This window comes from Pollutimonas bauzanensis, from assembly GCF_900129885.1.
In the GTDB taxonomy this organism is placed as follows: domain Bacteria; phylum Pseudomonadota; class Gammaproteobacteria; order Burkholderiales; family Burkholderiaceae_B; genus Pollutimonas; species Pollutimonas bauzanensis.
Window position 1 is genome coordinate 109,752 of record NZ_FQXE01000004.1, and the last position, 12,935, is coordinate 122,686.

The following is a 12,935-nucleotide window of genomic DNA, read 5'->3' on the forward strand; positions in this document are numbered from 1 at the left end:
CGGTTTACGCATTGTTAGTGGATCATCATAATCCACTTGACAGTCATTTTGCCGCGCCGTTTTCAGAGGAGTAAAGCGCATGTCTCGTTACCAGCTATTTATCAATAATGAATGGGTCGATCCCAATTCGGGCCGTTGGTTCGACAGCCTGGACCCGTTTTCTGGCGAAGCATGGGCGCAGGTCCCACAAGGCGATGCCGTTGATGTCGATCGAGCGGTCAGCGCCGCCGCAGACGCCTTCGATGGCCCCTGGTCGAAGCTGTCGGCGAGCGACCGCGGCATGCTGCTGTACAAGCTGGGCGCTCTGGTAGAGCGGGACGCGCAGCGCCTGGCGGTGGCCGAAAGCCGCGACAACGGCAAGCTGATGAGCGAAGTGCTGGGCCAGGTCAAGTACATGGCCAAATACTTCTACTATTACGGCGGGCTGGCCGATAAAATCCAGGGGGCCATCGTGCCCATCGACAAGCCCGGCGTATTCAATATGGTCCGGTACGAGCCCATGGGCGTGGTCGCCAGCATCACGCCCTGGAATTCATCGCTGCTGCTCACCGCCTGGAAGCTGGGCACCGCCCTTTGCGCGGGCAATACCATTGTTTGCAAGCCGTCCGAATTCACCTCGGTATCGCTCTATGAACTGGCCACGCTGGTCGCCGAGGCCGGCTTCCCGCCCGGCGTGGTGAATGTGATCAGCGGCTTCGGCAAGGAAGTCGGGGACCCGCTGATCCGCCACCCCAAGGTGGCGCGCATCGCCTTTACCGGCGGCGACGAAGCGGGCCGCAAGGTGTATGTGGCCGCGGCCGAAAATCTGAAGAAAGTATCCCTGGAACTGGGAGGCAAGTCGCCCAACATCATTTTCGACGACGCCGACCTGGACAAGGCCGCCAATGGCGTCATCACCGGCATCTTTTCCGCGGGCGGGCAGACCTGCATGGCCGGCTCGCGCCTGCTGCTGCAGGAATCCATCCACGACGAATTCATTGAGCGTATCCTGAAGATCACCAAGGCCGCCAAGATCGGCAATCCCGCCGAGAGCGGCACCCAGATAGGCCCGGTGGCCACCCGCCCGCAATTCGAAAAGGTGATGAATTACATCAATATCGCCAAGGAGGAAGGCGCCCGTTGCGTGGCCGGCGGCCGCGCATTGACCGGACCGGAATATGGCGCGGGGCAATTCGTGGAGCCGACTATCTTCGTCGACGTGCGCAATGATATGCGCATTGCGCAGGAAGAAGTGTTCGGCCCGGTCCTGTCCGTGCTCAAATTCAAGGATGAGGAAGACGCCATACGGATAGGCAACGACATCCGTTTCGGCCTGGCCGCCGGCGTATGGACCAAGAGCCTGCACCGCGCCATGCTGCTGTCCGAGAAACTCAAGGCCGGAACAGTATGGATCAACAACTACCGCTCCACCAGCTATACCACCCCCTTCGGGGGATACAAGGACAGCGGCCTTGGGCGCGAAGGCGGCATGGAGGCGGTAAAAGAATACATGGAGGCCAAGAGCGTGTGGATTTCCACCGACCTGGACATGCCCAATCCCTTTGTGCGCCGCTATTGACGCGGGCCGCCAGAGGATGCAGGAGACAATAATGACAAACGCAGAATCCCTGGAATTCGATGTGGTCGTAGTCGGTTGCGGCATTGCCGGGCTGTCCGCGGCGGTGGCGGCCCTGGAAGATGGCGCGAAGGTCGCCATCCTGGAGCGCTCCGATCTTGCCGACCGGGGCGGCCAGACCCGCTGGACTGAAGCCATGATGCGCATGAAAAGCGAAGACGAAGTGGCCGACGATCTGGAAAGCCATTTTGCCGAGAATGCCGGCCATTACCTGGACCCCGAACTCATTAGCGAGGCGGCGGGCGACTATGAAAACTGGTCGTCCATCGTCAAGGTGCTGAACTTCACGGACCCGGAATTGATTTCCACGCTTTCCGATCGCGCCGGGCCGACCCTGCAATGGCTGAAAAAGTTCGGCGTGCGTTTCGACAGCCTGCCTGGCTACTTTATCACCACCTGCACCACCCGCCTGGCGCCCATCGGCGGCGGACTGGCACTGGTCGAAGCCCTTGCGGCCGAGGCCGAGAAAAAAGGCGCGCGGTTCTTCTATCGCACGACGGCGCGCCGGCTATTGCAGGACGACAACGGCGCGGTCCATGGCCTTGAAGCCGCCGGTCCCGGCAACCGCAGGATACGCTTGCGCGCGCCGGCCGTCGTGCTGGCCAGCGGCGGATTCCAGGGCAACCCGGAAATGCTGACGCATTATCTGGGCACCGACGCGCGCTATTTGCGGCCCGTTGCGCGCGGCGGCTATTACAACAAGGGCGAGGGCATACGCATGGCCCTGGCCGCGGGCGCCGCGCCGGCGGGGGACTATGGCCAGATCCATGCGGAACCGCTGGACCCCCGCTCCGGCGCGCCCGAGCCCATCGTGCTGGTGTTCAGCTATGGCATCCTGGTCAACAAACATGGCCGGCGCTTCATCGACGAAGCCCCCAGCACGGTGGACGCCACCTACGAAAACATCACGCGCCAGATACTGAAGCAGCCGGAAGGCATCGCCTGGGTCATCCTCGACTCCAGGATAGACGATGTCCCCAACTGGAAGCGCTCGGTGCGCTCCGATCAGCCGCCCATCAGCGCCGCCACGCTGCCGGAACTGGCCGGCAAGCTGGGCCTGGACGCGGCCGCGCTCGCGGCCACCCTGGCCGAATACAACGCGGCATGCATGGCCGGCAAGTTCGACCCCCTGGCGGTGGACGCCCTGGCAACCGCGGCCGGCTACGCGCCCCCCAAATCCAATTGGGCGCGCCGCATCGATAAAGCGCCCTATTCCGCCTACCCCGTCATCTGCGGCAACTGCTTTACCTTTGGAGGCATCAAGGTCAACACCCGCAGCGAGGTCGTGAATGCCGATGGAGAAACCATACCCGGCCTGTATGCGGCGGGGGAAATGACCGGCCTGTACTACGGCACCTATACCGGCGCGACCTCGGTATTGCGTGGCGCCGTCTTTGGCCAGATAGCCGGACATGCCGCGGTCGCCCATGGCGCCGGAAAGCCCGGCGCAATGTTGTAAAGACAGACATATAACAAACAGGAGACAGCTATGAAAAAAATATTATTCATCGCAAGCTTGATCGTTGCCGCAACGACAATATCGCCCTCGTTGTCCCGGGCGGAAACCGGGGTCACCGACACCACCATACGCATCGGCATGTTCGGCCCTCTGACCGGACCTACCGCCATTGGATCGCTGCCCTTGCTGGGCGCCGCGGCGATTTACAAAGACATCAACGACGCGGGCGGGATCAATGGACGCAAGATTGAGCTGTCCATCGAAGACGATGCCTGCGATCCGAACAAGACCATTTCGGCGACCAAAAAGCTCATCTCGCAAGACCAGGTCTTCATGATCCATGGCGGCTGGTGCAGCGGCACGGTCATGGCCATCAAGCCCGAGCTGGCGCGCAACCCGCAACTGCCGTTCATGGTGCTGGGCGCCGCGAGCGCCGCGATCTCGACCCCGGTCACGGCGAACATCTTCCACCCGATCGCCACCACCGCGGCGGTCACCAGGACCATGCTGGATTTCGCGCTGTCCAAGCCCAAGACCCAGCGTATCGCCATCGTCAGCCACTCCGACGAATGGGGGAAATCGCACATAACGCCGCTGCTGGACCTCATGAAGGCCAAAGGCCTCGAGCCCGTCGAATCGGTATGGCTGGAACGGGGCAGCACCGACGCCACCTCGCAACTGCTGAAGATACGCGCCGCCAAGCCGGATGTCGTGCTGGCCATACTCTACCCGCCCGAGCTCACGCTGTATCTGCGCGATGCCAACAAGTATGGCATCAAGGCCCCCACGGTCACCACCCAGGGGGTTTCCATCGAGGATATGGTCAAGCGCGTCGGCAACCCGGCGGCAACCAAGAACCTGTTCGTCTTCTATCCCTTGTCCGCAACCCTGGACGCGCCCAAGTTCAAGAAATGGGTCGACGTGTACCGCCGCTACTACCCGAAAGAGCCGGTGGAAACGCTCAGCTTCATGGGCATGACGGGCGCCCTGGCGATTGTCGAGGCAATCAAGCGCTCGGGGCCGCAGCTGACCCGCGAGAAGTTCATGGCCGAATTGAACACGCTGCGCGATTTCGATCCCGGCATACAGTCCGGCTCGCTGACCTTCACACCTGAAGTGCACGCCGGCATCAGCGCCGGGAAAATGATCTACTGGCCGGTGGACCACCCTGAAATCATCGATAGCTATCCCGCGGCGAAATCGCAATAATCAGAATGCCGCTTACGCGATAACCCGGTGGCCGAACGCCAGGCAGGCGCTCGGCCGGCCCTGATTTGAAAAGGATGTCCATGTTCGCTCAGCTGATTATGAGTGGTATCGTGAACGGCAGCGTGTACGCGGTGGTCGCGCTGGGCATGACAGTGCTGTACCGCTCGACCACGGTCGTGAACTTCTGCCATGGCGAGTTTTTCATGCTCGGCGCATTCGCGGTGCTGGTGGCGCAACAATTGTTCGGCTGGACGTATGCCGGTTCGATCGTGTTTGCGCTGGCAATGCTGTTCCTGGCGGGCTGCGCCATAGAAAGAGTGCTGATGCGCCCGCTGCAGAATGCCCCGCACATCAGCATGGCGATGATGACCGTCGCGCTATCGTATCTGCTGAAAGGGATTTCGCGCTTTTTCTACGGGCGCGAGGTCAAGCCGCTGCAGCCCCTGATCGGGGGCGACCCGATCGAGATCGGCAGCGTCATCCTGATGCCGCAGGACGTCCTCATCGCCGGCTTTTCCCTGCTGGTGGTATTCGGATTTTTCTATTTCTTCCAGAGGACCGAAACCGGCAAGGTCATACAGGCCGCATCGCAGACGCCGCGCGGCGCCTCGCTGGTGGGAATCAACGTGCCTCTGCTGCGCAACCTGATGTGGGGCGTCGGCGCGCTGATGGGGGCGGCGGCCGGCATCCTGATCGCGCCGAACACGCTGGTCTACCCCGATATGGGGGGCCATATGCTGATCCGCGCGTTCGCGGCCATGACCCTGGGCGGCTTTGGCTCGCTGCCGGGCGCCGTGGCCGGAGCCCTTACGCTGGGCGTGCTGGAAAACCTGATAGGCGGATATATATCCAGCTCGCTGGTGGAAATCACCGCTTACCTGGTCATCATCGTGGTGCTGATCGTAAGGCCGCAAGGCATCATGGGCGAATGGAGGCAGGGCCGTGGATAAGACACTCAGTACATCAAAAGAAACGGGCCCGATGACAGGTCCGCCCGGCGGCTCCAAGCGCATGGCGCTGCTGGCCCTGCTGCTGTTGCTGTGCTTGTTGCCGCTGGTCGTCAATGACTATCTTCAATTCGTGGCCAACACCATGCTCGTGTATTGCCTGGTCGCCGTGGGGCTCAATGTGGTGCTGGGCTATCTGGGCCAGCTGGCCTTCGCGAATGCGGCATTCTTCGGCATCGGCGCCTACGCCGCCGGGCTGTCCATGGTGCATTTCGGCCTGTCTTTCCTGTGGGCCACGATAATCGGCGCCGCTTGCGGGGGCCTGGCCGGCTGCCTGGTCGGGCTGCCCGCCTTGCGGGTGCGCGGCTATTACCTGGCCATCATCACCCTGGCTTTCGGCGAATTGATGCGTTGGCTGTATGTGCACAACGACCCGGTCACCTTCGGATCGGGCGGGTTCAATATGCCGCAGATAGCCGTTTTCGGCGTTCCCGTGGACGAGCAGGGCAAATATTATGTCTTCCTCGCGGCGGTGCTTATCGGTGTCGGCGCCACCTCCCTATTGCTGCGCTCGCGTTTCGGCCGGGCTTTCGTCGCCGTGCGCAACAACGAACTGGCGGCGCTGTCGCTGGGCATCAACGTCAATCGCAGCAAAGTCATCGCTTTCGCCTGGAGCGGCTTGATCACCGGCCTGGCCGGCGCGCTTTACGCGGCGCTCAATGGCCGGGTCTCCCCGGACACCTTTGGCATTTCCCAAATGCTCATGCACTTTGCCATAGTCATGATAGGCGGGCTGGGCAGCATGGCCGGCTCCATCATCGGCGCGGTGCTGCTGACAGGCATGCCCGAGCTCTTACGCAATTTCCCTGGCCTGGAGGAAATCGTGTTCAGCCTCTTGCTGATCATCGTGCTGTTCCTGATGCCCAAGGGCATTAGCGGCTTTCTGGCGGGTCGCCTGCCAATATTGCGCGAGCGCTTGTATCGGGAGAGCAAAGATGCTTGAGGTAAGGAACCTGACAGTGAAGTTTGCCGGCCTGACCGCGGTCGACGACCTATCGTTCACGGTCAACCAGGGCGAGGTCTTCACGCTGATGGGGCCCAATGGCGCGGGAAAAACCACGGCGTTCAACGCCATTGGCGGCTTTGTCCGGCCGACGGCCGGCCATGTGGCGTTGCGCGGCCAGAGCATGGCCGGCATGTCTCCCGCGCAGGTCGCCGCGCTGGGCATCCGGCGCACCTTCCAGAATAACGGCATCCTGCGCGAAATGAGCGTGCTCGAGAACGTGCTGACCGGCCTGGAACTCTCGACCCGCAGTTCTTTCTGGGGCTGCGCTTTGGGCGCGCCCGGCTCGGCCCGCGCCGAGCGCGACGCCACGCGCCGCGCCCGGGAAATGCTTGGACAAATGGACATAGCCGGGCTGGCGGACCGGCCCGCGGGCGATCTGTCCTTTGGCCAGCAGCGCCTCGTTGAAATCGCGCGCGCCATGGTCGCCGGCGCCGAACTGATCATGCTCGATGAACCGGCAGTCGGCCTGTCGCCCGGGGAACGGCTGCATCTCGGCCAGGTGCTGCGCGAATTGACGGCCAAGGGCATGACGGTCCTGCTGGTCGAGCATGTCCAGGACCTTGTCATGGCGGTATCGGATCAAATACTGGTGCTCAATTACGGTAAGAAAATCGCGCAGTGTCCGCCCAGCGAAGTGCGCAACAACAAGGACGTCCTGGAGGTATACCTTGGCCATGCCTGATCCCATACTGCGAATTTCCGGCGTCGACGTGCGCTACGGCAGGACCCTGGCGCTTTCGGACATAGACATCGATCTGTTCGAAGGGGAAGCCGTGGGCCTGCTGGGCACCAATGGCGCGGGCAAGACCACGCTGCTCAATGCCTTGTCCGGCTTTCTGCGCCCCGCCGCGGGCGAGCTGCGGCTGTTCGGCGCGTCCATCAACCGCTGTCCGCCGCATGTCATCGTGCGCCGCGGCCTGCTGCATTTGTCGCAGGAGCGCGATTTGTTTGGCGACCTGACCGTACACGACAATTTGCGGCTGGGCTCTCTTGCGCGCGCCGCCAAGTCCTTCGACCGCAACCTGGAGCGGGTCTGCCACTATTTTCCGCGCCTGAAAGAGCGCCTCAGGCAGCGCGCGTCCACGATGTCCGGCGGCGAGCAGCAAATGCTGGCCATAGGCAGGGCCTTGATGGCCGAGCCCAGAGTCCTGCTGTTCGACGAGCCGTCGGCCGGCCTGTCGCCGCTGTTTGTCCAGGAAATCGGCGCCATGATGCAAGCCCTGCGCAAGGAAGGCGAAATCACGATAATCCTGGTCGAACAGAACATGCTGCTGGCCGCGCAGGTCATCGACCGATACTACATGCTGCGGGCGGGCAGGATCGTGGCGCGGGGACCGGCCAGCGAGCTCGAAAAAGACCACGAGGAATTGGCCCGTGAATATTATCTTTGAAGATCCCGCGGAAGCCGCCTTCGGGATGGCAATGCCTATGCGGGCGAGCGCTCGTCGTCGATGTGTATGCCCAGCGCTTCCAGGAAGCGCGAAACCATGTTGTAGCTGGCCACCGTCGCAACCAGCTCGACCAGTTCGCGCTCGTCGAAATGCGCTTTCAGATTGTCTATGGTCGCCTTGTCGACCTGGACGTTCCTGGTCATTTCATCGGTCAGCGCCAGCACCCGCTTTTCCTTTTCGCTGAACTGGTCCGAGGCTTGCCAATCGGACAGCGCGTCGATCTGGGCCTGGGTGACGCCTTCTTTCAGGGCGATGGGCACATGCTGGGCGGCCTCGTAGTCGGCCCCGTTGATGATGGCGACGCGCACGATCACCAGTTCGCGCAATGCGCCATTCAGGCTGCATTTCTGGCGGATGGCGGTCAGGTAATTGAGCCAGCCCTCGGCCACCGGCGGGCTGTGCAAAAGCATCTGGTACAAGTGCAGCACGCTGCCGCGTTCCTTGGTGATGCGCTCCACCAGGGGTTGTATCGGCTCGCTGCTCAGCGATGCATAAGGTAGTCTTGCCATTGTCTTGATGACCCTGAATTAATCCGAAGCCTGCCGCCGCCCGGGCGGGCGCCCGGCGCGGTGTGAACATTGGGCAGTTTAGCATCAGGTCCGGCGGTATCGGCGGCGCTGGCCTTCAAGGCTGCGGCCGCGATTCGGGGCAATATGAGGCCGCCGTCATATTGCGTTTTCCTGCCGCAGCTTTTCTATGTCCTGCTCGGAGTAGCCCAGTTCGCGCAGCACTTCGGCGCTATGCTGGCCCAGCGTGGGCGGCGGGGAATCGACGGCCAGCGCCTGGCCATCCAGCCTGAAACCCGTGCGCGCCACGCGTATGTCCCGGCCCACTCCCGGCACGTCGCTGAACCGCCCTATCATGCCGCGCTCTTGTATCTGGGGATGCGCCACGGCCTCTTCCACGCTATAGACCGGCCCTGACGGAACGCCGGCGCTGGTCAACAGCTCCCACCAGTGCAGCGAAGTCTGCGCGGCCAGCGCCAGCTCTATTTCTTCTTTGAGTTCATAGCGGTGCTGCAAACGGGCCTGCCGCTGCGAAAACCTCGGATCGGCGGCCAGTTCCGGGCGGCCGATCACCTGGCACAACGCTTCGAACTGTTCTTGCTTGTTGGCCGCGATGTTGAGCATGCCTTGCCCGGTCTGGAAGGTGCCGGAAGGACTCGCGGTGATGTTTTCATTGCCCATGGGCTCGGGCGCGTGGCCGGCATTGAGCAGATTGGAAAGCGCCCACCCCATGGTCGAGATGGTGGCTTCCAGCATGGAAACATCGATGAACCGGGCTTGCTGGCGATCTTTTTCGGCGAGGGCGGCAGCCACGGCGAATGCGGCGGTCATGCCGCCTATGGTGTCGGCAATGGGATAGCCGACGCGATAAGGAGCCGTCCCGGCATCGCCGGTGATGCTCATGGCTCCCGACATGCCCTGGACGATTTGATCGTAAGCCGGCAAGTTGCGCAGGGGGCCGTTTTGCCCAAAGCCGGAAATGGCGCAATAAACGAGCCGGGGGCGTTCAGCCCGGAGGCGTTCGAAACCAAGCCCGAGGCGTTCCATGACGCCGGGACGGAAATTCTCGACGACGACATCGGCGGTCCGCAAGAGCCGCAAGAAAGCCTCTTTGCCCGAAGGATGCTTCAAATTGATCGTGATCGACTTCTTCCCGGCGTTCTGGGCCAGGAAGGACACCCCCATCAAGCCCTTGTTCAACTCATGGTCGGCGCCCAGCTGGCGCGCCAGGTCGCCGGTGCCGGGCGTTTCCACTTTGATGACCTCAGCGCCCATATGCGCGAGCTGATGGCAGCAGAAAGGGCCCGCGAGAACATTGGTCAGGTCCAGAACGCGTATGTCCCGCAAGGGCCTGGACATCGGCGCGGCCGGCGTATCATCGCAATTCATAAGCAATTCCGTAAATCTTCTTGCAAGTCGTCATCCCATTCGGACATGTGTGTCCCAGCCTGGATTCCCATTGATATCGTTCTGTCTTATGAAACATAATTTCTTAAGATAGAATATTGTCACGGTTTCCAGGACATGTCAAGATCGGCCAGGCACGGCGGATGTGCCGGGACGCTCAAGGATTTGCGGATTTTTGGCTGAAGCAGGGCCGCCTGGCGCCTGCCCGCGTCTTATGCCATTCCCAGCCGCTCGCGCTGGTAGCTGCCGTCCTGCACGCGATGGCACCATTCCTGGTTCGCCAGATACCATTGCACGGTCTTGCGCAAGCCGGACTCGAAGGTTTCCCGCGGCGCCCAGCCCAGTTCGCGCTGGATTTTCGCGGCGTCGATGGCGTAGCGCATATCGTGGCCGGGGCGGTCCTTCACATGGGTGATCAGGTCGCCATACCGGGCCAGGCCCGCGGGCCTGGCCGGCGCCAGTTCGTCCAGCAACAGGCAGATGGCCCGCACCACTTCAATATTCCGCTTTTCATTATGGCCGCCGATATTGTAGGTGTCGCCCGCCCTGCCCTGTGTGACGACCTGGTACAGGGCGCGGGCGTGGTCCTCCACGTACAGCCAGTCGCGGACCTGATCGCCCCGGCCATAGACCGGCAGCGGCTTGCCTTCCAGGGCATTGAGTATCACCAGCGGGATGAGTTTTTCGGGAAAATGGTAGGGACCATAGTTGTTCGAGCAATTGGTGATGAGCGTGGGCAGGCCATAGGTGCGGCGCCAGGCCCGCACCAGGTGGTCGGAACTGGCCTTGCTGGCGGAATAGGGCGAACTGGGATCGTAAGGCGTGGTTTCGGTGAAAAGCGCCAGCGGGTCCTGCAGGTCTCCATAGACCTCGTCGGTCGATATGTGGTGGAAGCGGAAATGCCCCCTGGCGCCCTCGTCCAGCTCTTGCCAGTATTGGCGGGCCGCTTCCAGCAAAGTATAAGTGCCGACGATATTGGTCTCGACAAAAGCGGCGGGGCCGTCGATGGAACGGTCCACATGCGATTCGGCGGCCAGATGCATGACGGCTTGCGGCCGGTGCTGCCGGAAGATGCGCTGCAGCGCCGCGCCATCGCAGATGTCCACCTGTTCGAAAGCATAGCGCTTGCTGAGGGCCGCGTCGGCCAGCGATTCCAGATTGCCGGCGTAGGTGAGCTTGTCCACATTCACCACCGCATCGTCCGTCTGGCCGATGATATGGCGGATGACTGCCGAACCGATAAAGCCGGCGCCGCCGGTAACGAGAATTTTCATGGAAGCCAAGGCCTGGAAGCGTGAAGGATCTGATTCCGGGATTATAGGAGACGCGGCGGCCGCCCGGCCCTGGCGGAAATCAGGCTCTACTTCGCGCCGGGATGCAGCCCCAGCACATTCGCGCCGATCTCGGGATCGACGAAGCGCTCCAGCCGCTGCGGATGCAGGATCACCGTGATTTCGGAGGAGCCGGTGCCCACGGTCAGGCCCAGCAGGTGTCCGCCCGCGCCGACGAAAGTGCCGTCGGTGACGATGCCATGGGCGTGGATCGAGGGCTTGCCCTCTTTCCAGGCGATGGTGCCCGTCAGGTTGGCCATTTCCACATCCTTGAAGGTCTTGGGATTGAAGACCTTCTTGGAAAAGTCATAGAAACCGAAGGTCGCCTCGCGCATGAAGCCGATGCCGACGATGCTTGCGCTGGGAATCTGTTCGACCACGGCCAGCCGCTCCAGGTGAGCGATCACGTCATCGCCATTGCGCAGCACCATCAGGTAGCCGGTCGGGGTCCGCATGTATTTGCCCGTAAGGTTCTGGGCCATGGCCGGGCCGCTCCACGCGACGGCCGCCGCTAGGACCAGAAACAAGGGAGGGATTTTCTTGAAGAACATGGGTATGCCTCGATTTATCGTGTTTTAGGGATACAAAGATATGCGGCCTGGGCGCCGTCAGTTGTTGACGTCCAGCCTGCCTGCGAGCTTGCCGTAAAAAACATCTTCCTTTGCCATGACGGCTTCGAGCGTCGCGGCATCGGCATAGGAATCCGTGCGGAAACGAAGCTTGGCGAGCGTGTCCAGCCAGGCAGGCTCCTTCACCGCCTTGGCTGCCGCTACCCTGAGAACCGCCATCACGGAGGCGGGAGTATTCTTGGGCGCAGCCAGCCCACGCCACATTTCGACTGAAACGTCTATGCCCAGCTCTTTGAGAGTGGGCACCGACTCGAACCCGCGTTCCCGCTTGTCCGCCATGACTGCCAATATGCGCAGCTTGCCGGCATCGACGTAGGTCGACGCTTCGGCGGTGCTGACGCTGACCGCGTCGATATGCCCGCCCAGCAGGGCGAGCAGCGCCGGCGCGCCTCCGGGAAAAGGAATCTCGTTGTAGCGCGTGCCGCTGGCCGCGGCGAATGCCGCCGCCGCCATATGCCATGTGGATCCGACCCCGGCATTGCCGATCGACAGCACGCCGGGCTGCGCCCGCGCCTTGGCCAGAAAATCTTCCAGCGTGCGGGCGGGGTCGTCCGCACGCACGACGATGGCGGCGGGGTCGGAATTCAGGCCGGCGACAGGCGCCAGATCCGTATACGAGAACTTGGCCATGCCCAGGTGCCGCAGGATCACCAGTTCGCTGGTGGCCAGCACCAGGCGGTAGCCGTCGGGCTGGGCGCGAATGACGTCTCCGATGCCGATCGCGCCGGATGCGCCTGGCTTGTTGACGACGACGACGGGCTGCGGCAAATGCTTGGCCACCGCGCTCGAGAATGCCCGCGCGACGACATCGGCGCCTCCGCCCGCCTGCCACGGAACGACCAGCTCGATGCTGCGCTGGGGAAAATCGCCGTCCTCGGCGGCGAACGCCGGGGACGGCGCGGCCAATAAGGCGAACAGCGCGGGCAGGAGCCCGAGCATGAGGCGGCGCTGGCGGTGGATCATTTGCAGTCTCCTCTGGCCGAAACGAAACCTGGCACAGGCTGCGCACGGCTCTTTTATGGTTGAAGTTTCAAGGTCGAACGGGTGATCGGAATGCGGCTATCGCTGGGCACGCGCAGAGCGCATGCTGGTTCAGCGCCAGTATATGGGTGGGGGCAGGCAGCTCAAAACGAGAAATTCTCAAACATCGTCGAGAAAAACTCGCCTATCCCTTGCGCCTGGAATCCGCGTGGCGGCCTGCGCACAAGCCCCGGGCGCGGTGCCGCCAAACGCCGCGCCCGCGCTTGCCGAGCGGCTTGCGGGGCGGCTTGACAGCCGCCAAGACGCGGAACTAACATTCGCCGCGTTCGTTTTA

General features: G+C 62.5%; 12 protein-coding genes. 7 read left to right on the forward strand and 5 right to left on the reverse strand.

Annotated elements, in window-relative coordinates:
* The first annotated feature begins 79 nt into the window (after positions 1–79).
* The 7 genes from BUB23_RS09085 to BUB23_RS09115 all read left to right on the forward strand — a co-directional run bounded on the left by BUB23_RS09085 (position 80) and on the right by BUB23_RS09115 (position 7,687).
* The gene (locus BUB23_RS09085; protein WP_073102798.1) at positions 80–1,558 is read left to right on the forward strand and encodes an aldehyde dehydrogenase; all 1,479 of its coding nucleotides are present in this window, start codon (positions 80–82) and stop codon (positions 1,556–1,558) included.
* Between the two features lie 31 nt (positions 1,559–1,589).
* Positions 1,590–3,074 (forward strand): FAD-dependent tricarballylate dehydrogenase TcuA, encoded by a 1,485-nt coding sequence (tcuA, locus tag BUB23_RS09090; RefSeq protein WP_073102799.1) that lies wholly within the window; start codon positions 1,590–1,592, stop codon positions 3,072–3,074.
* Between the two features lie 30 nt (positions 3,075–3,104).
* The gene (locus tag BUB23_RS09095) at positions 3,105–4,283 is read left to right on the forward strand and encodes an ABC transporter substrate-binding protein (RefSeq protein WP_073102800.1); all 1,179 of its coding nucleotides are present in this window, start codon (positions 3,105–3,107) and stop codon (positions 4,281–4,283) included.
* An 80-nt stretch (positions 4,284–4,363) separates the two neighbouring features.
* Positions 4,364–5,233, forward strand: a complete 870-nt coding sequence (locus BUB23_RS09100) for a branched-chain amino acid ABC transporter permease (protein WP_073103089.1) — start codon at positions 4,364–4,366, stop codon at positions 5,231–5,233.
* Positions 5,234–5,264: 31 nt separating this feature from the next.
* Positions 5,265–6,233, forward strand: coding sequence for a branched-chain amino acid ABC transporter permease (locus BUB23_RS09105; protein WP_073102801.1), 969 nt, complete (start codon positions 5,265–5,267; stop codon positions 6,231–6,233).
* The gene (locus BUB23_RS09110) at positions 6,226–6,978 is read left to right on the forward strand and encodes an ABC transporter ATP-binding protein (RefSeq protein ID WP_073102802.1); all 753 of its coding nucleotides are present in this window, start codon (positions 6,226–6,228) and stop codon (positions 6,976–6,978) included. Before BUB23_RS09105 ends, BUB23_RS09110 begins: the two co-directional genes overlap by 8 nt.
* Positions 6,971–7,687, forward strand: a complete 717-nt coding sequence (locus BUB23_RS09115) for an ABC transporter ATP-binding protein (protein WP_073103090.1) — start codon at positions 6,971–6,973, stop codon at positions 7,685–7,687. The genes BUB23_RS09110 and BUB23_RS09115 overlap by 8 nt, the downstream gene beginning before the upstream one ends.
* A gap of 35 nt (positions 7,688–7,722) precedes the next feature.
* Here BUB23_RS09115 and BUB23_RS09120 read toward each other — a convergent pair whose 3' ends face one another.
* From BUB23_RS09120 to BUB23_RS09140, 5 genes are all read right to left on the reverse strand, one after another.
* Complete coding sequence (locus BUB23_RS09120; protein ID WP_073102803.1) at positions 7,723–8,256, reverse strand: carboxymuconolactone decarboxylase family protein; 534 nt, start codon at positions 8,254–8,256, stop codon at positions 7,723–7,725.
* 156 nt (positions 8,257–8,412) lie between these two features.
* The gene (locus BUB23_RS09125) at positions 8,413–9,612 is read right to left on the reverse strand and encodes a CaiB/BaiF CoA transferase family protein (RefSeq protein ID WP_073103091.1); all 1,200 of its coding nucleotides are present in this window, start codon (positions 9,610–9,612) and stop codon (positions 8,413–8,415) included.
* Between the two features lie 260 nt (positions 9,613–9,872).
* Positions 9,873–10,934: a dTDP-glucose 4,6-dehydratase gene (gene rfbB / locus BUB23_RS09130; RefSeq protein WP_073102804.1), complete on the reverse strand. Its 1,062-nt coding sequence runs from the start codon at positions 10,932–10,934 to the stop codon at positions 9,873–9,875.
* A gap of 86 nt (positions 10,935–11,020) precedes the next feature.
* A complete protein-coding gene (locus BUB23_RS09135) occupies positions 11,021–11,542 on the reverse strand; it encodes a PPC domain-containing DNA-binding protein (RefSeq protein WP_084135917.1) in 522 nt (173 codons plus the stop codon).
* 57 nt (positions 11,543–11,599) lie between these two features.
* Complete coding sequence (locus tag BUB23_RS09140) at positions 11,600–12,583, reverse strand: tripartite tricarboxylate transporter substrate binding protein (protein WP_073102805.1); 984 nt, start codon at positions 12,581–12,583, stop codon at positions 11,600–11,602.
* Positions 12,584–12,935: the final 352 nt, after the last annotated feature.

Coding starts and splice junctions, on each gene's coding strand:
- BUB23_RS09085 (WP_073102798.1), top strand. CDS start 80: ATGTCTCGTTACCAGCTATTTATCAATAATGAATGGGTCGATCCCAAT.
- tcuA (WP_073102799.1), top strand. CDS start 1,590: ATGACAAACGCAGAATCCCTGGAATTCGATGTGGTCGTAGTCGGTTGC.
- BUB23_RS09095 (WP_073102800.1), top strand. CDS start 3,105: ATGAAAAAAATATTATTCATCGCAAGCTTGATCGTTGCCGCAACGACA.
- BUB23_RS09100 (WP_073103089.1), top strand. CDS start 4,364: ATGTTCGCTCAGCTGATTATGAGTGGTATCGTGAACGGCAGCGTGTAC.
- BUB23_RS09105 (WP_073102801.1), top strand. CDS start 5,265: ATGACAGGTCCGCCCGGCGGCTCCAAGCGCATGGCGCTGCTGGCCCTG.
- BUB23_RS09110 (WP_073102802.1), top strand. CDS start 6,226: ATGCTTGAGGTAAGGAACCTGACAGTGAAGTTTGCCGGCCTGACCGCG.
- BUB23_RS09115 (WP_073103090.1), top strand. CDS start 6,971: ATGCCTGATCCCATACTGCGAATTTCCGGCGTCGACGTGCGCTACGGC.
- BUB23_RS09120 (WP_073102803.1), bottom strand. CDS start 8,256: ATGGCAAGACTACCTTATGCATCGCTGAGCAGCGAGCCGATACAACCC.
- BUB23_RS09125 (WP_073103091.1), bottom strand. CDS start 9,612: ATGTCCAGGCCCTTGCGGGACATACGCGTTCTGGACCTGACCAATGTT.
- rfbB (WP_073102804.1), bottom strand. CDS start 10,934: ATGAAAATTCTCGTTACCGGCGGCGCCGGCTTTATCGGTTCGGCAGTC.
- BUB23_RS09135 (WP_084135917.1), bottom strand. CDS start 11,542: ATGTTCTTCAAGAAAATCCCTCCCTTGTTTCTGGTCCTAGCGGCGGCC.
- BUB23_RS09140 (WP_073102805.1), bottom strand. CDS start 12,583: ATGATCCACCGCCAGCGCCGCCTCATGCTCGGGCTCCTGCCCGCGCTG.